An 18,927-nucleotide genomic window follows, 5' to 3' on the forward strand; every position below is an offset into this window, starting at 1 on the left:
AGGCTAAATGCCAGCCACAGCCCGCGTACTAGACCGGGGAGCCGAAGAGTCTTCTCGGTTCCCTTTGTGAGCTTGTTGGCTGAAAAGCAGGGGTGGTGCATAGTGTTGTATAAGCCTGACTTAGCTATTATGAGCGCCACGCTAGCCCGCGTGGCGAAACGCCAGCGGTGCCTTACCGGTGTGCTTCTTGAAGAAATTGTTGAAATACGTAGCATACTCGAAGCCCAAGCTATCGGCAATGTCGCCTACGCTTGAACCGGTGTGCTGCAAGAGGTATTTGGCTTCGCTGATGAAGCGCTCGGCAATGTGCGTGGTCGTGGACTTGCCCGTTACCTCTTTCACCGAGCGGTTTAGGCTGTTGACGTGCACGGAAAGCCGGTCGGCGTAGTCCTGCGCGTTTTTCAGGATGGGCTCGTGGAGCTGGTTCGTTATCGGAAACTGAAATTCCAGCAGGGTCAGGAACAGGTTGGTCACGCGCTCGGCCGCGTTGGTTGGCGTGGCGGGGTAGGAACTCACCGGCTCCAGCCGCGCGGCCTCGTGAATGATAATGGAGAGCTGGTTGCGCAGCAAGTCGTACTTGTGCGGGTAGTCGGTATCGATGTCGTGGCGCATCCGGGCAAAGGCATCGGAGAGGTAGCGCAGCTGCTCATCGCTGAGGAAGTAGACCGGGCTGCCGTCCACCTTGTAGAGCACCGAATCCTTCAGGCTGACGCCGCGCATGGCCGAGAGCATGAACGTCTCGGTGAAGGTGCAGATGTAGCCCTGCTCCTCGGCCGAGCCTTCCATGATTTCCCACGAGTAGGGAATCAGGCGGTTGGTGAACACCAGCGCGGGCTTGTCGACGATGAAGCTGCGGGTGGCGTAGTGCAGCTCATTGGCCCCCTCGACAAACAGGACAGCCTTGAACAGGTCGCGCCGGTTGAAGTTGGCCATGCCGCACCGCACCTCCTGCATGGTCATCACATTGATTTCGCTGCTGGGCGAATCAAACAGCAGGGGGACGACGGCGGGCTTAGGAGTGGAGAGGGGTTCGGCCATAGGGGAGTTTAGCGCCTGTACGAGAAGACGCTGGCGATATAAACCCACAATGGACGAACGTGTTCCAAAATCAGTTGTTTCGGTTGCCACTCTTGGGCAGTAGGGGAGCGGTTTACGCATGGCTCACAGCGAAAATCGCAGCCCTACTTGTAGTTGTTGTACTCCTTATCAGTGACGGGTTGCAGCCACGTCACCACTCCCTTGTCGGAGTTCGGACTGACGGAGATGTGGGTCATGGCCTGCTTGGGCGAGGCGCCGTGCCAGTGCTTCACATTCGGCTGGGCCTGGATGACGTCGCCCTTGTGCAACAGGCGCACGGGCCGGCCTTCTTCCTGGTAGTAGCCTAGGCCGTCGGTTATCAGCAGAATCTGGCCGGCGGGGTGCGTGTGCCAGTTGCTGCGCGCCCCCGGCTCGAAGCTGACGCTGCCCATCACGCAGTTGTAGGGTGGGCCATCCTTCACCAGCGGCGTCAGATAGGCGACGCCCGTAAAATTAGCCGCCGGTACCCGCGTGCCCTTCGGGAAAATGGGCCCCTGCGCCGGGACTGCTTTGGCAACGGCCGGCGTTGTTTGGCCGGCCGGGATGTAGTTCGTGAGGCCGATGAGCAGGGCAAACGCCGCGGCGGCCAGGGTGATGTGCTTCATGTGAGGACGAAAAGGATGCATGAGGAATGAGTGGTCAGCCAGTCGGCATAGCAGGATGCCTCAGTGCCTGAAGGCAGCAGGTTTTCATGGGCGAATTGCTAGCATTCAAACCCAACCCTTGAAACGGTGCCCTGCTTACTATAGGCGTCGTTACTTGCCTTTTGCATTGAGTGCCTTGGTCAATACAGCCCGGCCCGCGTCGGCTTCTTTCTTGCCTGTGCTGGCCTCATGGAGGGCCATGATTTGCCGGAGTTGGGGTTCCGTCAGCCCGGTGTTCATGCCCATACCCAGGTGGGCTTGCAACATCGGCTCTACGCCACCCAGGCCCACTAATGCTGAAATCGTGGCCAGCTCCCGCTCCTGAAACGTCAGCACATCGCGCTCGAAGATGTCGGCGAACAGGTGCTCTTTCAGAAACACGTCGATTTCGGGGGCGAAGGCATTCACGCCGGTCGGCTCTTTTTCCACCTTGCCGGTGAGCTTTCCCAGGTTCTGCTTGCCCCGCTCGTACTTGGGCGCGGTGCTGGTGATGGGCGAGGCGTCCTTGCCCATCACGTCGTGCTTGCCCTGGGTTTTGCGCTCGTCCACCAAGTTCATCAGGATGTCGAGCGCGCCGAGGCTGCGGGGGAAGCCGCAGTAGGCGTAGAGCTGGGCCAGCACTTCCTTTTCCTCGTTTACGGTCAGGCCGGCATCGAGGCCCTGGGCCAGCGCGTCGGGCAGGTGGAGCAGGTCGCCCTTGGCGGTGAAGGCCGAAATGGTGACAATAGCCTGCTGCCGCTTGGTGAGCGGCGCGGATTGCTGGGCGTTGGTCGTCATGATGGTCAACAGTAGCAGGATGGCGGTGTAAACTCCTGCCAGAACAAGAGGGCGTTTCATAAGCCGGGGTTAGTTAGCGCAAAGCGTAGCCAGCAGCTCGCCGGCCGGCTTGGGGCTAAAAGGTGGAGGCATCAATCACAAACCGGTACCGGGCTTTCTTGTCCAGGACGCTGGCCCATGCCTCGTTGATTTGTCCGGCCTTAATTACCTGCACCTGCGGGTAGATTTTGTTGTCGGCGCAGAACTGCACCACTTCCTGCGTTTCGGGGATGCCGCCAATGAGCGAGGCATTAAAATTGACCCGGCTACCAGCCAGGCCGATGTTGCTGACCGTCAGGTTAAAACCGACTGGCATGCCCACCTGGGTGTAGAAGCCGTCCCGTTTCACAACGGCGGCGTAGGCGGCCACGTCGTATTGCGCCGGAATCGTCGCAATCATGTAATCCAGCGTGCCTTTGTACGGGAGCAGCTTGCTCAAGTCGTCGACCACAATGACCTGCTTCGCGCCAAAAGCCAGGATGTCCTTGACCTTATCCGGCGACGTGGTAAAGGCGTACACCTCGGCCCCTTTGGCCACGGCTAATTTGACGGCCAGGTGACCCAGGCCGCCAATACCGGCCACGCCTACTTTATCGCCCTGCTTGAATTTCGCCCGCATTAGGGGCGAATACGTGGTAATGCCGGCACACAGCAAGGGGGCGGCCTGCTCCAGGCTAATGTGGTCCGGGATATGAACGGCGAAATGGTCCCGCACCACGATGTTCGAGGCATAGCCGCCCTGGGTGATGCCGGAAGGAGACGTCTTCTCCGGCGTGCCATAGGTAAACACGGTGGCGTTGTGGTCGCAGTGCTGTTCCAGCCCCTCCTGACAGCTCGCGCAGCGCAGGCAGCTGTCGACCATGCAGCCCACGCCGGCCCGGTCGCCCACTTTAAATTTCGTCACGCTTTTGCCCACGGCTTTGACAATGCCCACAATTTCGTGGCCGGGTACCTGGGGGTACTGCTGCGGCCCCCAATCCCCGCGCATCTGGTGGATGTCGGAATGACAGATGCTGCTGAATTTGACGTCGATAAGGATGTCGTTGTCGCCCACCGGGCGGCGCTCGAAGGTCCAGGGGCTGAGCTTGCCCGACTTGTCGCGGGCGGCGTAGCCCCGGGCCGCGATGTTTTTCGGGGGCGCGGCCAGCACCATCGAGGGCAGGTTGCCCAGCACCAGCGTGGCGGTGCCGGCCATGCCGGTTTGCTTCAGAAAACTGCGTCGTTGCATCATCATAGCGAAGGTTGAGTGGAGGGAGGTTGGGCCAGGGGGTAGGCGGCTCCGGCACGAGCGCCGGCGCGGTGGCGATGAGCGGCCCGGAAGCCGCTAGGCGTGCGCGGTCTGGTATTCCTCGTCCGTGACGGGAGTGCCCCAGTCCGCAATACCCTGGCTGACGTTGGGATTGATGGCGTAGTGGGCGAATAGGCTGGTCTTGGTGGCGCCGTGCCAATGCACCACGCCAGGGCCAATGCTCACGGCCTCACCGGCGCGGAGCAATTGGGCGGGCTGCCCTTTTTCCTGGTAATAGCCGGCTCCGGCCGTTGCAATCAGGAGTTGGCCGGCGGGGTGCGAGTGCCAGTTGTTGCGGGCGCCCGGCTCGAAAGTGACGTAGCCTAGCGAGCAGTCCGTGGGATTTTTGGGGTCCACCAGCAGGCTTACCCAGGCCGACCCGGTGAAGGTGTCGGCCGAGTTCAGCGTGGCAGCGGTTGGGAATTTCGGGGTTTCGGCTTGGTCGCTCATGGCGTTTGAGGCTTAGGATGAGGCAGTAGTGCCGCTTGCACTACGCAATACAAAGGTCCCCCAGCCCGGCAGGGGCGGAAAATGGAAATCAAACAGCTTCCTATAGAAATCAAACAGGTGGCGCTACCGCAGCGCCTCGTTCTTCTGCTCCGTGGCGGGGCAGAACCCTAGCCTTGTCCGAGCGGATGGGCCGACCCACCGGCCATGACGGGCACGGGCGCGGGCGTGCCGTCTTGCAGCCACCGCTCGCGCTGCCACTCCCCAAACCGGCCATAGGGGTAGCCCCCGGCCTGAGGGGCACTCACGGCTTCCAACGCCTGGGTGGCTTTGGCACTCAAGACGAGCTCCGTGGCTCCCAGATTTTCGTGCAGCTGGGCGATGGTGCGAGCGCCAAAAATGGGCGCCGCTACCCCCAACCGGTCAGCCAGCCACCGCAGGGCCACCTGGGTCGGCGTCGCGCCGATTTCCTTGGCGATGCGCACCACCGTGTCGATGGTGCGCCAGTTGCGGTCTGATTTCGCATAGTCGGCCGACACCCACTGGTACAGGTCCTTTTGCGAACCCGCGCGCGTGTCCGCGGTGGGCGTGCTGCCCCGTTGGTATTTGCCCGCCAGAAAGCCCCCGGCCAGCGGCGACCAGGGCAGCAGGCTCAGGCCGTTGTGTCGCGCGGCGGGGATAATTTCCCACTCAATCTCGCGGGACAACAAGCTGTATTGGGCTTGCAGGCTGACCGGCACTTGCACCCCCATGGCCTGCGCGGTGGAAACCATCAGCTGAACCTGCCAGCCGGTGCAGTTGGACAAGCCCACGTAGTGAATCTTGCCGGCCCGCACGGCGTCGTCCAGGAACGACAAGGTTTCTTCCACGGGCGTTTGCATGTCCGAGGCGTGCAGCTGGTAGAGGTCGACCGTCTCGACCCCGAGGCGTTTAAGCGAGGCGTCGAGCGCCCGGTGCAAATGGCGCCGGGACAGGCCCGCGCCATTGGGGTCGGTGCCGCCGCCGAACCGGCCTTTGGTGGTCATCACCACCCGGTCGGTGAGGTCGCGGGGCCGGGCGGCCCGCCAGCGGCCAAGGACCTGCTCGGCCACGCTGCCCACGTAGACGTCGGAAGTATCAATGAGCGTGCCGCCCGCCTCCACAAAGCCGTCGAGAATGGCAAAGGCGTCAGCTTCCGGGGTCTCATCGCCAAAGTACATCGTGCCAAGTGCGAGCTCCGAAACGACAATACCGGTCTTACCAAGTTTGCGATACTTCATCATAGGGTTTCCTTTGTTAGGTGCGCTGGCTTATTAAAGGAAGTGCCATGGCATTGCTTGTTTTCTGTTACGGACAGTAATGTCCAGGCTAGATGACGGGGCTTCGCGCCGCCGGCTATTACGCAAAGCAAGAGCAAGGCCGCTAGTCGAAAGATGGTTAGATGTCTGCTGCTAGGTTGGTTGGCGCAGGACAGCCAGCACTTTGCCTGGGGTCATGGCAACTCACGCAGGTAATACCCAAGACTATTTACTTCCCCGCTCGCCGTAAATGGTAATCTTGGCAAGGGCGGCATCCAGTTGCTGAAGGTCCTGCGGGGTAAACGGCAGGTCGAGTGCCCCTAGGTTTTCCTGCAAATGCGCTAGCTTGGTAGTTCCGGGAATGGGAACAATCCAGGGCTTTTGGGCCAGCATATGCCCCAAGGCAACTTGCGCGGGAGTCAGTCCTCGGAGGTGACCAAAATCGATAAGCACCTTCACAAAAGCCATGTTCCGCCTCATTGCTTCCGGCGTGTAGCGAGGCAGCTCCGAGCGGTTATCGTTGGCCGCGTAGAACGTGGTTTCTCCGTTCATCGCCCCACTCAGATACCCCCGGCTCAGCGGGCTGTAGGCCACGAAGCCGATGCCCAGTTCCTGCAAGGTTGGGAACACATCTACTTCTGGTTGCCGCCACAACAAATGATACTCGCTTTGAATAGCGGTCAGCGGATGCACGGCGTGGGCCCGCCGAATCGTAGCGGCGTCTACTTCACAAAGCCCGTAATGCTTGACTTTTCCTTCTTTGATTAAGTCTTTCACCGTTCCGGCCACGTCCTCAATCGGCACCTTAGGGTCCAGACGGTGTTGGTATAAGAGGTCAATGGTATCGGTTTTAAGCCGCTTGAGCGACTGCTCCACCACTTCGCGAATATGCTTGGGCTGGCTGTTCAAGCCCACCGCTTTCGCATCCTGAATTTCGTGCCCGAATTTGGTCGCGACAACAACATTCTTTCGCATAGGGGCCACGGCTTCCCCAACCAGCTCTTCATTTATTTTAGGACCAAAGCGGTACACTTCCGCCGTGTCAAAAAACGTCACGCCTTGCTCAAACGCCTGGCGAATCAAGGCGACCATTACCTGCCGGGCCGGATTAATACCGCGGTTATGGTTCATCCCCATGCAGCCCAAGCCCAGCGCCGATACATCGAGGCGGTTTTTCCCGGTTCCCAGCGTTCGGCGCTGGAGGCTGGCCGCAGGGCCGAAGCACTCAGCTCCAGGCGTGGCCAGTTGTCCGGGCAGGGCTGCGCCAAAGGCCGGCGCGGCGAGCAGGGCTGCTCCCAGCGTGGCCCCGACCTTGAGGAAGTGGCGGCGGTCGGCGGCGCCAGCGGCGGACAGATTGATGTTTTCTGTTTCGTTAAACATATTTCTGGGTTTTAAAGCAGCTTATGGTAGGAACCAGCCTTTCGGTAAACAGGGAGGCAGATGAGCGGGCAAAAGCTGTTGGCATATTGATGTTTGGCTTCCATCCATCTTTAACCCGCCAGTCTTCGATGCCCCGGTGCTATCCGTCCAGCCTGGCGAAGTCATCCTGTGGTTTCCTGCTCCAGCTAGTGAAGCACGACCTGTGGCTGCGCGCTATCGGCTTGAAGCTGGGGTCTATCCGCTTGGGATGAGGCCCGGTCTAAAGTCCCGCGCCACCCCATCATGGCCAGAGCCAGGACCCCGAAGGCGGCCCCTACCCAGGGCAGGTTTGTGATGCCCTGGGTGGCGATAAACCAGCCACCAATGGCCGTGCCCAGCGAAACCCCGAGGTTGCCGAAGGAGGACTGCAGGCTGTTGGCGAATTCCGGGGCATCGGGGGCCGCCTGAATCATATATGAAATGGCGGTGAGGAAACAGGGGCCGTACATGATGCCCCAAAAGGCGATGACGGCTATCTGGACCGTGAAATTATTGCCCGAATAGGACAGGATGAGGGGCAATGCAATGGTCCCCAGCAGGAAGAAGGCCGTGGTCAGGGGGACATTTTTGGCCAGTAGCCGCCCGGCCAGCCAGTTGGCAACCACGCCGGTTATGCCAAAAAGCAGCAGCATGTAGCTGATTTGCTGCGGGGTCATCCCCTTGGCCTTGCCCAGGTAATCGGCGAAGTAGCTGTAGGAGGAAAACCAGGCCGCAATCAGGAAGACGTTCAGGGCCACGCTGATGAGGAACGTGGGCTTTTTGAGGATGACCAGCTGGCTGCCGTACGACTTCTTTTCCGTGACCGGCATGTCCGGAATGAAGAGGGCAATGCCAGCAATGGCAATAAGGCTGATAATGCTTTGGACCACAAAGCTGATTTGCCACCCATACAAGCTAGCCAGGTACGAAGAAAGCGGGATGATGCTCACCTGCGACACGGCGATGCCACCGATGACAATGCCCATCAGCTTGTGCTGCTCGCCGGGCTTGGCGGATTTTATCACGGCCCCGATGGCGGCGGAGAAAAACACCGGGTGCAAGAAGGCCGGAATTACCCGGAACACGAGCAGCAGCCAGAACGGCGGGGCGAAGGCCGACACGATGTTGCTGACCAGAAAGAGGGAGATGACGGCCATCATCATCTTTTTCCGGTTTAGGCCCGAGGTGAACAGGACCATGAAAGGGCCCGTCAGAAAAATGGTCAGGGCAAAGGCACTGAGCAGGTACCCGGCGTGGTCAATGCTGATGTGATAATGGTCGGCGACTTGCGGCAGGACCCCGATGATACCAAACTCGGTACTAATGATACCGATGACGCCCAGGCAGCCGGCATATGCTATTTTTTTCATTCCGCAGTGGTTTTCGGATGTAGTGAGGGAGGGAATGCTGCAATAGGATTGGGTCACAGCTAACCGGGCTGCTCCTTCACCTGCCCGGCTGCATTTGCCTTCCCTCCGATTTGCCCTGCAAAGTTCCCGTCACTTCATCCCGAAATTCTTATACCAGTTACGGATTCCCCTACCATCTTTACTGATTTCCGAAGCCAACCCTTGCCGGCTGCCTGGGTCGCCTAACTTTGTAGTAGTCAATTACCAAACGCTATGGACGACATTCTGCAATTCGATACGGTGAGTGCGTATGATGCTTTTCACCACCACGAAAACCTGCACCCACTGGTCAGCGTCATCGATTTCACCGAGACCCAGCCGCTGGATTATGCGCCCTGGATGCGGTTCGGCTTTTACGCCATGTTTCTCAAGGACATCCAATGCGGCAACATCAAGTACGGCCGCGACACCTACGACTACCAGGACCGAACTTTGGTGTTTTTTGCCCCCGGCCAGGCGCTGACCATTGAAACCACCAAAGGGTACAAGCCCCAGGGCTACGGGCTGCTGTTTCATCCCGACCTGATTCACGGCACTTCGCTGGGCCGGACGATAGACGACTACGCCTTTTTCAGCTACAATGTCCGGGAGGCCCTCCACCTTTCCGAAAAGGAGCGAAAAGTGGTGCTGGACTGCTTCACCAAAATCGAATACGAGCTGCAGCAGTCGATTGACAAGCACAGCCGGACCCTTATCGTCACCAACATCGAGCTGTTTCTCAACTACTGCGTCCGGTTTTACGACCGGCAGTTCATCACCCGCAATGACGTCAACAAGGGGATTTTGGGGAGATTCGAGAGTCTATTGAGTGACTACTTTAAGTCGGATAGCCCGCAGCTGCACGGCCTGCCGGCGGTCAGTTATTTCGCCGAACAGATGAACCTGTCGCCGAACTACTTTGGCGATTTAATCAAAAAAGAGACGGGCAAATCGGCGCAGGAATACATCCAGCTCAAGATTATCAACATTGCCAAGGACCGGGTGCTGGGTTCGCGCAAACTGGTCAGCGAGATTGGCTACGAGCTGGGGTTTAAGTACCCGCAGCACTTTACCCGGGCCTTCAAAAAGGTGACGGGCTATTCGCCAAATGACTACCGAAGCCTGAATTAGCTAGCGCCCGGCCACGTCATAGCGCAGCCACACCAGGCCGTCGGGCAGCTGCTCCACGTGCTTGAGGCGCAGCTGGGCCGGGCTGCTCGCCCTGCTCGCCCTGCTCGCCCTGCTCGCCCTGCTCGCCCTGCTCAAACACCGCGGCGGAGCTGGCGGCCCCATCCAGCACGGGGTACTGCAACAGGCTCAGCTCATCGACCAGGCCGGCCTTGAGCAGCGAGCCGTTGAGGTGGCCGCCGCCTTCCAGCAGAATGGTTTGGATGGGGAATAGCTGACTTAACTTTTCCAGGACCAGCGCGAAATCCAGCTCCAGGGCGCCGCCAAAACTATAGGACACGCCCTGCCGGCGCAGGTAGGCCAGAAACTCGTCGCTGACTTGCTCACTGAGCACGACCACAATGTGGTCCTCATCAATGTAGGCCGATTTCCAGCCCAGCTTGCCGTGGGCGTCGACGGCTATGGCAAAGGAGGTGGCGGCCGCGTCGGCCACGAAGTCGTGGCGGTCGGGCACGGTGGCGCCGGGCTGCACGTCAGGTGCCAGGCCACCGGTGAAATCCTTTTCAAACGTGACGCGCCCGCACAGCCAGGCTTGGGCATCGAAGTGGGCCGCCGTGGTTTCGTAGGCTTTCGTGTTCGGCTTCTCGCCCCAGCGCTTGGTGATGATGCGACCGTCGAGCGAGGCCACCATGTGGCAGATTACGTGAGGTTTCATACTTGGATTTCTCAGTATGATGGAAGCCGGCTGATGCCTTGGTGATTATAAATAAGCCTTTTTAGCGGTTCTGGCCGTCTTGCGGGCAATGCCATGAGCTTGAAGTTCAAACCAGCTGTTCCCCTTTTATACCTTTGTTTATGCCCACGATACACGGCCGCAGCGGCACCGATGAACCATATCGCACCGACTTACTGCTGGAGCAGGGTCACACCCTGGTAGCCGACGCAACGCGCGAGCAAGGCGGGCAAACGCAAGGCCCCACCCCCAGCGAGTTGCTGCGGCGGCCTTGAGCGCCTGCACCTGCATTACCGTGCGGATGTACGCCGCCCGCAAGCAGTGGCCGCTGCAGGAGGTGGAAGCCGTGGTTTCCTTCGTGCTGGATGAACGGCACGTCATAACCTTACTAGAGTGGGAACTGCACCTGCACGGAGAGCTAAGCCCCGACCAGCGCCAGCGCCTGCTGAAGGTATCCGAGCAGTGCCCCATCCATAAAACGCTGGCCCCAGCCGTGACCATTACCCCCCGCCTGGCCGAGTAAGCCCGTGCCCAGGTTCCGGGCAGCACACGGTCGGCCGCAGGTTACCGTCTAGGCATTAATGGGCGCCTCAATGAGCAGGAACCGCGTGTCGGCCGCGCACGCCAGGCTCACCTGACCCGTTTCCCAGAATCCGATGCTGTCGCGCGTACCGATGATTTGCCCCTCGACGGATACACTGCCGCTGATGACAAACAGAAACAGGGCCTTGTTCAGGGGCGCAAAGCTGTACTCTACCGTTTGGGGCGCCTCATAGTAGCCCAGGGAGAGCTTGGCGTTTTGATTTATCCAGCAGTGGGCCTGGCCTTCCTCGTTGCTCACCACGGTGGTCAGCTGGTTGGCCCGCTTTTCTTCGGGAAACTGGCGGCGCTGGTAGCGTGGGGTGATGTTCTGCTGCTTGGGCTCAATCCAGATTTGCAGGAAGTTCACGTCATCGTCGCCCACGTTGTACTCTTCGTGGCGCAGGCCCGTGCCGGCGCTCATGATTTGCACCCAGTCCTTGTGCACCACCTCCTTATAGCCGAGCGAGTCGATGTGGTTCATGCTGCCGGCCAGCATCACCGAGATGATTTCCATGTTGGCATGTGGGTGAATCCCAAATCCTTTGCCGGGCTCCACGAAGTCGTCGTTGAAGGTGCGCAGCAGACCAAAGCCGTTGCGCTCCGGGTTAGCGTAGGAGCTGAAGCTGAACGTGAAGTTGCTTTTCAGCCAGCCGATGTCCTTGGTGCCGCGCTCGTTGGCGCGGGTGATGCTAAATTTCATGTTATGACAGGTTATTAGTGAGTAAAATCACAGTGTGTGAAAGCCGGGACAGGGTGGCCGGGCAAACTAGAGCAGTAGAACCTCATGCTTGTGTGGGCCTTGAAGAACTAGTTGCCTAGTTATAAGGCGCGCATCGGTTTCTGCTACCGTTTTTGACGTTTGCAGTTGGTATACTGCCTGCGAAGTAAAGAAGATAGGAAAGGCTAGGCCGAAGCAGGCCGGTAACTGCTCACGTAGCCGACCAAGTCACCAACCGTCTGTAGGGGCACTTCGTCGGGAATGGTGAGGTGAAAGCGGCGCTCCAGGGCCAAGATGATATCTACCACGTCAACGGTATCCAAGCCTAGCTCGCCCGCCAGGGAAGTTGATGGCTGGAGCCGCCGCAGCTGAATGTGCTTGCGTTGGCTGATAATATGCCGTACCTCCCGGGTAATAGCTGCGGGGTGAGAAGTTGAAGAAATCATGGCGGTTAAAAAGGAGTTGCGATGACACTGAGCTTTCCAGGTCGGCTCTTATGATACAAACTTAATCAAAAAAACAATGTACCTACATTTTATGTAGGTACATTGTTTTTTTGACAAACCATTATTCTTTAACATTAAGCAAAATACCATCGTCAGAGCAGGGCAAGGGGTGGGTACAGCAAGCGCAGGCCAAGTAGCCGAGCTTACTTTTTAGTCCCGCCCCACCCGTTATAGTAAGCCGCTGGCGACCAGGCCGGGCTGACCGGCTCCGGCTGCGGCGCCAGGCGGGCGAAAGGCCCGGCCCCGTACACGACTTTGCCGTTCACCACCGTCAGCAGGGCCTCAATGGCGGGTATCCGGGCTTCGGGCACGGTCAGGTAGTCGGCAGAGAGCACGGCCAAATCGGCATAATAGCCCTCCTTAATGCGGCCCTTCACCGTGTCTTCGCCCGTGAGGCGGGCGCTGCCGACGGTGTACAGCTGCAGGGCGGTGCGGCGGTCTAGGCGGTTGGCGGGCGGGTAGAGCACGGTGCCGCCCAGGGTCTGCCCGCTCACGAGCCAGTGTAGTGCCACCCAGGGGTTGTAGCTACTCACGCGAGTGGCGTCGGTGCCCATGGCCACGGGCAAACCCTGGGCCAGCATTTTCCTCACCGGTGGGGCCTGGGCTGCCGCCGCCGCGCCATAGCGCCGCACAAAGGTTTCGCCCTGGAAAGCCATGCGGTTCTGAATGGCAATGCCGCCGCCCAGGGCTTTGACGCGGGCCAGGTTGCGGTCGGAGATGGTTTCGGCGTGGTCGAAGTACCAGCGCAGGCCATTGAAGGGCGTGCTGCGGTTGACGTCTTCGAGCACCGTCAGAAAACGCGAGATGCTCTCGTCGTAGGTGGCGTGCAGGCGGAAGGGCCAGCGTTTGCTCACCAGCAGCGTGAGCACCTGCTTTAACTCCGCTTCCATCTCCGCCTTGAGCTCGGGCCGGGCTTGCTCAAAATTCTCGAAATCGGCGGCCGAGGAAACCAGGTTTTCGCCGCCGCCATCCAGGTAATAATGATGCCCTTCGTCATCGGACTGGGGGCCGCGGGGCTGGCTAGCCACCCACTGCACGTAGTCTTGGTACTCGCGGCCGGCCTTTTGCGCAAATAGGTAGTAGGGCATCCGCAGGGTGAGCTGCCCGCGCCGGGCCAGCGTGTCGGCTACGACGTAGTCCTCGGGGAAAGCCTGGAAGCCGCCGCCTGCATCCACGACGCTCGTCAAGCCAAAGCGGTTGAGGTCGCGCATAAACTGCCGGGTCGAGTTCACCTGTTCGGCAAACGAAGGAGGCGGGCTTTTGGCGTTGGTGGCGTAGAGCAGTTGGGCATTGGGCGTGGCCAGCAGCAGGCCGGTGGGCTCACCTTGCGCGTCTTTTTCAATCACGCTGCCGGGCGGGTTGGGCGAGTCGCGGGTAATGCCCGCTGCCTTGAGCGCGGCCTTGTTGAGCCAGGCACGGCCGTAGAGGTGCAGGACGAAGATGGGTACCTCGGCCGAAATGGCGTTCAGCTCGGCTAAGGTTGGGTTGCGCTTTTCGGCAAACTGAAACTCGCTCCAGCCGCCCACCACCTTCACCCACTGGCCGGGCGGGGTGCGCCGCACCTGCTCGCGCACCATGCCCAGGCCCTGGCGCAGGCTCTTCACGCCGTCCCAGCGCAGCTCGGTGTTGAAGAAGCGCCCGCCCCGGATAACGTGGGTGTGCGAGTCGTTGAGCCCCGGCACCACGGTGCGGCCCCCGGCGTCGAGCACGCGGGTCTGGGGGCCTCGGAGCTGAAGCACTTCCGCCTCCGAGCCCACGCGCACGAAGCGCCCGCCCCGAATGGCCACGGCCACCGCACTGGCACGGCGCTCATCGAGCGTCACAAAGCGGCCGTTGCGAATAATCAGCTCGGCCGGGGCAACCGGGGCGGCATTCGGCTGTGCCAGTGCCGGTGCGGCGGCTGTCAACAGCATGGCTGGCAGACTACTTAGGAGAGGCAAGCGCATAGAAGTAAATCAGGAAATTAAGGGGCAGACAGGCAGGCACAAAGTGGAAACGGCGGCCCTGAATCAGGGCTTCGTAAGCCAGGAGCGAAACGTGCGCTCCAGCCAGGGCCCGATGAAATACACGGTGGCAAAAGTGAGCAGTCCCGTGACAATAAATGGGAGCACTGACTCAGGTAAGCGCAAAACGTGCAGGACCCACTTCGCGCCCGTCTCCAAGAGCAGTACCAGCGGTAAAACGCAGGCCCAGTTCAACAAAAACAACTTGAGTTTGGAAAACTTGCGGTGAGAGCCAGGCAGCATCATGGCAAAATGAGAAAAGGAGTACAGCTAGTGCCCCGCTCATCAGAGCTGCCGCCGTAAGCGCTTAAAAAAGGAAGGTCAGGCGTGGGGCCACGTAGGTCAGGTTGCGCCCGGTGCCCGACTCGCGCAGAAAGGGGCCGGCGCGGAAATACGTCACGAACAGCTCCGCCGTGAAGTGACGGTTTACCTGCCACGCCACCTCGATGGTGCGCTGGTCGCCAATGTAGCGGGATGGGGCCCCGCTAGGGGAACGGGTCAGGACGTAGGGCACGGTGTAAAGCCCGTCGGCGCGGCTGGCGCGCCAGAAAAACACCCAGTCGACGGTCAGCGTCACATCCGGCGTGGCCAGGGGCCGCAGGACCACAATCGGATGCAGGTCGAGCAGATTCGCTGGCCCAATCAAGGCTACTTGCCCGAAGTAGGCGCCCTTGGGGAAGAGCGGATTAAAGGTCTGCAAGCTGGCTTGGGCCGAGTCTCGGTCCCCGCTAATCGCCTCCGTGCGCAACGAGAAGTGAGGGTGCAGCGGTAGCGCGGGCGGGTCATATTCCAGCTCCGCCGAGGCCGTGGCCGCCTGAATCCGGCCCTGGTCAAACTGCCCAAACTGGTAAACGGCCTCGGCGTTGAAGCGAAAGGACCCGGCTTGACTCCAGTACCGGGCCCCCACCGAATGCCGGCGCTCCCGCCCCAGGCCCTGCGCAAACTCAGCTGCATTATTGGCAAAACCAAAGTAGTACACATCCAGCCCCCCCTGGAGCTTGGGCAGGGAACGTGCGCCGTACACGCCCCAAAACCACTGGTCCGGGTTCGGCCGGTCGTCGAATAAGCCGCGCTCCGTGGTCACGGGCCGGGTCACGAACCCATCTACCCGCCAGCGCGGCAGCTGCCAGATAAGGCGGCCGCCGTCGAAGGTCTGTCGCACGTTGGGACCCTCGCGCACGGAAACCAGGCGGGAGGAACCGTAGCTCATTTCCTGCCGGCCCAGCCGCAACGTCAGCGCCGCGCTGTCCTCCCGCGTGGCGAAGTCAACAAAGGCCTGGTGAACATCCAACCGGTCCTCGTCGGGCGGCTCCGGTCCGCCACGTTTGCCCGTCGCAATCCCGCTTTTAAATTGGCTAAAAAAGCGGACGTGAAGCCCCAGGTGCAGGTCGGCATGGCCCACGTAGCGCTGCAGCAGATAGCCGTTGTTGTCCTCGGGGCCTTCGCCCCAGTTCGTATTATGGAAGTACTCGTACTGCTGCCGGACTTCCCCGCCCAGCGTCAGGTAGCTCTTGTTGGTAGACGAAAGCGCGATAAACTTCAGCGGGTCAAACACGCTGGGGCGCACTGCCGAATCAGGGTTGGCCAGGTAGCGGTAATCTTCCTCCGCGCGCAACTGCTCGAACTCCGGGGGCGCCGCCGCCGCAGGGACCTGTCCCTGCGCGCTACTACCCCGGAGCAGTAGCCAAGCCAGCCAGCCCAGCAGCCCGGCACATCCGCGGCTGGGCAATAGCTGATACGATGAGCGCAACGGGTTCGGGGACGCCGCCATACCTCAGGCCTTGACCGGCACGGCCGCCGGCTTGCGGGCGGCCACCACTAGTAGCACCAGCCCAGCCAGCGCCACGGGCCACAAACCGAACTGGCGAGCGACCAGCGCGCCGCTCAGGCAACCCAGCAGAAAGGCACCAATGACCAGCAGCTGCACCCGGATGGGCACGCCTTTACCGGCTGTTTCAGCCGGACCCGTGAGCCGGGCGGCGATATCCAGCGTGGCTTGCGTGACGTTGCCGGTCATCACCGTGGTGGGCCCATACGTTTCCTTGGCGAAGAGGCGGCCAAACGCATTCTGCATCCCCATGGCGAACACCACCAACATGGCCGCCCAATGAATTCCAGAAGGCAAAATTCTCCCGTTGTACTGCAAAAATAACACCAGGGCTCCGCTGACCAGCAGCAACACCCCGGCCACGCCCAGCATGGCGTAGCGGCTGGTAAAGGTGTTGGCCACCCACCGCCCGGTGGCCACGGCCGCGATAAATACCGGAAAGCTCAGCAGCTTCGACCAATTCGCCGTGGAGGCGTCCTGCACCAGGTGGTAGGCAAAGACGATGAAGTTGCCCGTCACGTGGGCCGAGAACAGCTCGTCGGCGGCTAGGAAGGTCACCGTATCGCAGTAGCCCGCCACCAGCGTCAGCAGCAGGGTCAGGCTCAGCATTTGGTTGTTATTCATAGTCTAGGGAAAATGCAAAGCTGCCTTAACGGCTCAGCCAGGACCAGAGATAGTGGTCCACGGAAATCGTACCGGGCCCGAGTAGCAGCACCAGCAGAAAGCACAGCGTGTACATGTAAGGCACGTCGCGCACGACTGCCGAATCATTGCGGTGTACCACAAAGTAGCCCACCGCCGTCACGCCCAGCGTGGGCAGCACGGCCAGACGGGTCGCCACGCCGAGGACAACCAGCACCGGAACCACGGTATCGGATAGGGTAGCGACCAGCTGGTTGAGGCGCACCGGCAACCCCAGTGGGTTGGGAACGGCCTCGGCCGGCGCCCCAGCCTGTGGCCGAAACTTGGGCAGCCCGTGCACCCGGAACAGCTCCACGGCCAGCAGTACCCGGAAACCGAGCAGCGCCCAGTTGTTAAGGGAGCTGCCGGCGTCGGAGTAAAGCAGTGTTTTTAGGAGGTCGAGCATGGATAGTGGGGTTGCAAGAGGAAGCAAAGCAGCCAAGGCCGAATGGGCTCTTGGCCGCTTGTTAATCCGCTAGAAGGCAAAGCAGGAGCAGCCCAGGGCGCCCCAGAAAGCCGTGTAGTTTGTTGTGGGCACGTTGCTGAGCCGCGCATTATCGTGGGCGTGGCCGTGCACGTCGCAGCTGCCGGCGCAGCAATGCACCTGCGTGAGCAGCTGGTGCTGAGCCGCCGCTGCGGCCGAATTTACCGCCGTGGCCGGCCGGCCTGCGGGGACGCGGTAAGCGGGGTTGGCGGGGTAGTAGCCGTTTTGCAGGGCCGTGGGCGACCAGTCGGGCAGGATGGGCAGCGGCTCGGGACCAAAGCCGCCAAAGCCGCCCTTGGCGTACACGATGTTGCCGCCTACGATGGTCAGCTCCGCTTCAATTTCCTTGATAACCGCTTCGTCCACCGTAAAGTAGTCCTGGTCGAGCACCGTCAAGTCGGCTAGCATGCCGACCTTGATGCTGCCCTTTTTCTCCTGCTCGTTCGAGAACCAGGCGCTGCCGCGGGTATACAGCTCCAGGGCCGTTTCGCGGCTCAGGCGGGTTTCGTCGGAGTAGATGCGCAGGCCGCCCATGGTCTTGCCGGCGGTCATCCAGTAGAGCGCCACCCAGGGGTTATAGCTGCTTACGCGGGTGGCGTCGGTACCGGCGCCCACGGGCACGCCGGTTTCCAGCATGCGCTTGATGGGGGGCGTGTGCTGCGCAGCTTCGGCGCCGTAGCGCTCCGTGAAGTACTCACCCTGGAAGGCCATGCGGTCCTGCACGGCAATGCCGCCACCGAGGGCTTTCACCCGGTCGATGTTGCGCTCGTCGATGGTTTCGGCGTGGTCAAATATCCAGGGCAGGCCGTTGAAGGGCACGTCCTGGTTGATTTTCTCGAACACATTCAGAAAGCGCGTGATGCTTTCGTTGTAGGTGGCGTGCAGGCGGAAAGGCCAGCGGTTTTCCACTAGCAGGCGCACCACCCGCTCTAGCTCGGCGTCCATGTTATCGGGCAAATCGGGCCGGGGCTGCAGGAAATCCTCGAAGTCGGCGGCCGAGAACACCAGCATTTCGCCGGCCCCGTTGTGGCGGTACATGTCGTCGCCCTGGTACAGTTTCACCGACTTGGTCCAGGCGTCGAAGTCCTCGTATTCCTGCTTGGGGCGCTGCGTGAACAGGTTGTAGGCAATGCGCACCGTGAGCTGCTTCTTGTCGTTGAGCTCCTTGATAACCTCGTAGTCGTCGGGGAAATTCTGGAAGCCACCGCCCGCGTCAATCACGCTCGTCAGGCCAAAGCGGTTGAGCTCGCGCATGAAGTGCCGGCTGGAATTAACCTGGTACTCGAAGCCCAGCTTGGGTCCCTTGGCCAGGGTCGAATACAGAATCATGGCGTTGGGCGTGGCCAGCATCAGGCCCGTGGGCTCGCCGCGGCTGTCCTTCTCAATCAGGCCGCCGGGAGGTGCTGGTGTGTCGCGGGTGTAGCCCACGGCGCGCAGCGCGGCCCGGTTGAGCAAAGCCCGGTCGTAGAGGTGCATGATGAACACCGGCGTGTCGGGCGCAATGGCGTTGATTTCGTCGAGCGTGGGCATGCGCTTTTCGGCAAACTGCTGTTCGGTCCAGCCGCCCACCACGCGCACCCACTGCGGGGTGGGGGTGCGGGCCACCTGCGCGGCCAGCAGGCGCATGGCGTCGGCCAGGGAGGGCACGCCGTCCCAGCGCAGCTCCAGGTTGTAGTTGAGCCCGCCCCGGATGAGGTGAATGTGCGAGTCGTTCAGTCCCGGAATCATGCGCTTCTGCTGCACGTCGATGAGCTGCGTGCCCTCGCCCGCGAGCTGCATGATGGTGGCGTCGTCGCCCACGGCCACAAACTTGCCGTTTCCGATGGCTACGGCCGTGGCCGTGGGCTGCGCGGCATCCACCGTGTGAATCTTCGCATTGTATAAAATCAGGGAAGGACTCATGATTATGAATAAGAGGATGAAGGGGAA

20 protein-coding genes are annotated in these 18,927 nt (G+C 60.8%); 3 read left to right on the forward strand and 17 right to left on the reverse strand.

The genetic code is table 11. The annotated features are described in order from the left end of the window. Nucleotides 1-141: 141 nt before the first annotated feature. The 8 genes from ACFE7X_RS06970 to ACFE7X_RS07005 all read right to left on the reverse strand — a co-directional run bounded on the left by ACFE7X_RS06970 (nucleotide 142) and on the right by ACFE7X_RS07005 (nucleotide 8,317). Nucleotides 142-1,038 carry a helix-turn-helix domain-containing protein gene (locus ACFE7X_RS06970; RefSeq protein WP_375434949.1) on the reverse strand — a complete coding sequence of 299 codons (897 nt, stop codon included), beginning with the start codon at nucleotides 1,036-1,038 and terminating at the stop codon, nucleotides 142-144. A 143-nt stretch (nucleotides 1,039-1,181) separates the two neighbouring features. Continuing rightward, nucleotides 1,182-1,682: a cupin domain-containing protein gene (locus ACFE7X_RS06975; RefSeq protein WP_375434950.1), complete on the reverse strand. Its 501-nt coding sequence runs from the start codon at nucleotides 1,680-1,682 to the stop codon at nucleotides 1,182-1,184. A gap of 150 nt (nucleotides 1,683-1,832) precedes the next feature. After that, nucleotides 1,833-2,558, reverse strand: coding sequence for a carboxymuconolactone decarboxylase family protein (locus ACFE7X_RS06980; protein ID WP_375434951.1), 726 nt, complete (start codon nucleotides 2,556-2,558; stop codon nucleotides 1,833-1,835). Between the two features lie 55 nt (nucleotides 2,559-2,613). Beyond that, nucleotides 2,614-3,771, reverse strand: coding sequence for an alcohol dehydrogenase catalytic domain-containing protein (locus ACFE7X_RS06985; protein ID WP_375434952.1), 1,158 nt, complete (start codon nucleotides 3,769-3,771; stop codon nucleotides 2,614-2,616). Between the two features lie 90 nt (nucleotides 3,772-3,861). Continuing rightward, complete coding sequence (locus ACFE7X_RS06990; RefSeq protein WP_375434953.1) at nucleotides 3,862-4,275, reverse strand: cupin domain-containing protein; 414 nt, start codon at nucleotides 4,273-4,275, stop codon at nucleotides 3,862-3,864. 167 nt (nucleotides 4,276-4,442) lie between these two features. Continuing rightward, nucleotides 4,443-5,534 (reverse strand): aldo/keto reductase, encoded by a 1,092-nt coding sequence (locus tag ACFE7X_RS06995; RefSeq protein WP_375434954.1) that lies wholly within the window; start codon nucleotides 5,532-5,534, stop codon nucleotides 4,443-4,445. 240 nt (nucleotides 5,535-5,774) lie between these two features. Continuing rightward, the gene (locus tag ACFE7X_RS07000) at nucleotides 5,775-6,929 is read right to left on the reverse strand and encodes an aldo/keto reductase (protein WP_375434955.1); all 1,155 of its coding nucleotides are present in this window, start codon (nucleotides 6,927-6,929) and stop codon (nucleotides 5,775-5,777) included. A gap of 185 nt (nucleotides 6,930-7,114) precedes the next feature. Next, the gene (locus ACFE7X_RS07005; RefSeq protein ID WP_375434956.1) at nucleotides 7,115-8,317 is read right to left on the reverse strand and encodes an MFS transporter; all 1,203 of its coding nucleotides are present in this window, start codon (nucleotides 8,315-8,317) and stop codon (nucleotides 7,115-7,117) included. Between the two features lie 252 nt (nucleotides 8,318-8,569). Here ACFE7X_RS07005 and ACFE7X_RS07010 point away from each other — a divergent pair, with 252 nt between their 5' ends. Continuing rightward, nucleotides 8,570-9,466 (forward strand): helix-turn-helix domain-containing protein, encoded by an 897-nt coding sequence (locus ACFE7X_RS07010; protein WP_375434957.1) that lies wholly within the window; start codon nucleotides 8,570-8,572, stop codon nucleotides 9,464-9,466. Between the two features lie 16 nt (nucleotides 9,467-9,482). Here ACFE7X_RS07010 and ACFE7X_RS07015 read toward each other — a convergent pair whose 3' ends face one another. Beyond that, nucleotides 9,483-10,178 carry a RibD family protein gene (locus ACFE7X_RS07015; protein WP_375434958.1) on the reverse strand — a complete coding sequence of 232 codons (696 nt, stop codon included), beginning with the start codon at nucleotides 10,176-10,178 and terminating at the stop codon, nucleotides 9,483-9,485. Nucleotides 10,179-10,318: 140 nt separating this feature from the next. Between ACFE7X_RS07015 and ACFE7X_RS07020 the strand changes: the two genes are divergently transcribed. Both ACFE7X_RS07020 and ACFE7X_RS07025 read left to right on the forward strand, forming a co-directional pair. After that, the gene (locus tag ACFE7X_RS07020) at nucleotides 10,319-10,471 is read left to right on the forward strand and encodes a hypothetical protein (protein WP_375434959.1); all 153 of its coding nucleotides are present in this window, start codon (nucleotides 10,319-10,321) and stop codon (nucleotides 10,469-10,471) included. Beyond that, nucleotides 10,468-10,719 (forward strand): OsmC family protein, encoded by a 252-nt coding sequence (locus ACFE7X_RS07025; RefSeq protein ID WP_375434960.1) that lies wholly within the window; start codon nucleotides 10,468-10,470, stop codon nucleotides 10,717-10,719. Before ACFE7X_RS07020 ends, ACFE7X_RS07025 begins: the two co-directional genes overlap by 4 nt. Nucleotides 10,720-10,767: 48 nt before the next feature. Here ACFE7X_RS07025 and ACFE7X_RS07030 read toward each other — a convergent pair whose 3' ends face one another. From ACFE7X_RS07030 to ACFE7X_RS07065, 8 genes are all read right to left on the reverse strand, one after another. After that, entirely contained in the window at nucleotides 10,768-11,478 is a 711-nt protein-coding gene (locus ACFE7X_RS07030) for a pirin family protein (protein ID WP_375434961.1), read from the reverse strand. Between the two features lie 203 nt (nucleotides 11,479-11,681). Then, a complete protein-coding gene (locus tag ACFE7X_RS07035; RefSeq protein ID WP_375434962.1) occupies nucleotides 11,682-11,942 on the reverse strand; it encodes an acyl carrier protein in 261 nt (86 codons plus the stop codon). Nucleotides 11,943-12,145: 203 nt separating this feature from the next. Next, nucleotides 12,146-13,948: an amidohydrolase gene (locus tag ACFE7X_RS07040; protein ID WP_375434963.1), complete on the reverse strand. Its 1,803-nt coding sequence runs from the start codon at nucleotides 13,946-13,948 to the stop codon at nucleotides 12,146-12,148. Between the two features lie 63 nt (nucleotides 13,949-14,011). Further along, nucleotides 14,012-14,251: a hypothetical protein gene (locus ACFE7X_RS07045; RefSeq protein WP_375434964.1), complete on the reverse strand. Its 240-nt coding sequence runs from the start codon at nucleotides 14,249-14,251 to the stop codon at nucleotides 14,012-14,014. Between the two features lie 61 nt (nucleotides 14,252-14,312). Continuing rightward, nucleotides 14,313-15,755 carry an alginate export family protein gene (locus ACFE7X_RS07050; RefSeq protein WP_375434965.1) on the reverse strand — a complete coding sequence of 481 codons (1,443 nt, stop codon included), beginning with the start codon at nucleotides 15,753-15,755 and terminating at the stop codon, nucleotides 14,313-14,315. 24 nt (nucleotides 15,756-15,779) lie between these two features. Continuing rightward, nucleotides 15,780-16,457, reverse strand: a complete 678-nt coding sequence (locus ACFE7X_RS07055; protein ID WP_375434966.1) for a YoaK family protein — start codon at nucleotides 16,455-16,457, stop codon at nucleotides 15,780-15,782. A 25-nt stretch (nucleotides 16,458-16,482) separates the two neighbouring features. Next, on the reverse strand, nucleotides 16,483-16,920 hold the full coding sequence (locus ACFE7X_RS07060) for a DoxX family protein (protein ID WP_375434967.1): 438 nt from the start codon (nucleotides 16,918-16,920) through the stop codon (nucleotides 16,483-16,485). 69 nt (nucleotides 16,921-16,989) lie between these two features. Further along, on the reverse strand, nucleotides 16,990-18,900 hold the full coding sequence (locus tag ACFE7X_RS07065) for an amidohydrolase (protein WP_375434968.1): 1,911 nt from the start codon (nucleotides 18,898-18,900) through the stop codon (nucleotides 16,990-16,992). Nucleotides 18,901-18,927 lie beyond the last annotated feature (27 nt).

Origin of the sequence: uncultured Hymenobacter sp., assembly GCF_964242765.1 — a bacterium.
Classification (GTDB): Bacteria; Bacteroidota; Bacteroidia; order Cytophagales; family Hymenobacteraceae; genus Hymenobacter.

Excerpts from the sequence above, each read along its gene's own strand:
- ACFE7X_RS06970 (WP_375434949.1), bottom strand. The coding sequence starts at position 1,038 with ATGGCCGAACCCCTCTCCACTCCTAAGCCCGCCGTCGTCCCCCTGCTG.
- ACFE7X_RS06975 (WP_375434950.1), bottom strand. The coding sequence starts at position 1,682 with ATGAAGCACATCACCCTGGCCGCCGCGGCGTTTGCCCTGCTCATCGGC.
- ACFE7X_RS06980 (WP_375434951.1), bottom strand. The coding sequence starts at position 2,558 with ATGAAACGCCCTCTTGTTCTGGCAGGAGTTTACACCGCCATCCTGCTA.
- ACFE7X_RS06985 (WP_375434952.1), bottom strand. The coding sequence starts at position 3,771 with ATGATGATGCAACGACGCAGTTTTCTGAAGCAAACCGGCATGGCCGGC.
- ACFE7X_RS06990 (WP_375434953.1), bottom strand. The coding sequence starts at position 4,275 with ATGAGCGACCAAGCCGAAACCCCGAAATTCCCAACCGCTGCCACGCTG.
- ACFE7X_RS06995 (WP_375434954.1), bottom strand. The coding sequence starts at position 5,534 with ATGATGAAGTATCGCAAACTTGGTAAGACCGGTATTGTCGTTTCGGAG.
- ACFE7X_RS07000 (WP_375434955.1), bottom strand. The coding sequence starts at position 6,929 with ATGTTTAACGAAACAGAAAACATCAATCTGTCCGCCGCTGGCGCCGCC.
- ACFE7X_RS07005 (WP_375434956.1), bottom strand. The coding sequence starts at position 8,317 with ATGAAAAAAATAGCATATGCCGGCTGCCTGGGCGTCATCGGTATCATT.
- ACFE7X_RS07010 (WP_375434957.1), top strand. The coding sequence starts at position 8,570 with ATGGACGACATTCTGCAATTCGATACGGTGAGTGCGTATGATGCTTTT.
- ACFE7X_RS07015 (WP_375434958.1), bottom strand. The coding sequence starts at position 10,178 with ATGAAACCTCACGTAATCTGCCACATGGTGGCCTCGCTCGACGGTCGC.
- ACFE7X_RS07020 (WP_375434959.1), top strand. The coding sequence starts at position 10,319 with ATGCCCACGATACACGGCCGCAGCGGCACCGATGAACCATATCGCACC.
- ACFE7X_RS07030 (WP_375434961.1), bottom strand. The coding sequence starts at position 11,478 with ATGAAATTTAGCATCACCCGCGCCAACGAGCGCGGCACCAAGGACATC.
- ACFE7X_RS07035 (WP_375434962.1), bottom strand. The coding sequence starts at position 11,942 with ATGATTTCTTCAACTTCTCACCCCGCAGCTATTACCCGGGAGGTACGG.
- ACFE7X_RS07040 (WP_375434963.1), bottom strand. The coding sequence starts at position 13,948 with ATGCGCTTGCCTCTCCTAAGTAGTCTGCCAGCCATGCTGTTGACAGCC.
- ACFE7X_RS07045 (WP_375434964.1), bottom strand. The coding sequence starts at position 14,251 with ATGATGCTGCCTGGCTCTCACCGCAAGTTTTCCAAACTCAAGTTGTTT.
- ACFE7X_RS07055 (WP_375434966.1), bottom strand. The coding sequence starts at position 16,457 with ATGAATAACAACCAAATGCTGAGCCTGACCCTGCTGCTGACGCTGGTG.
- ACFE7X_RS07060 (WP_375434967.1), bottom strand. The coding sequence starts at position 16,920 with ATGCTCGACCTCCTAAAAACACTGCTTTACTCCGACGCCGGCAGCTCC.
- ACFE7X_RS07065 (WP_375434968.1), bottom strand. The coding sequence starts at position 18,900 with ATGAGTCCTTCCCTGATTTTATACAATGCGAAGATTCACACGGTGGAT.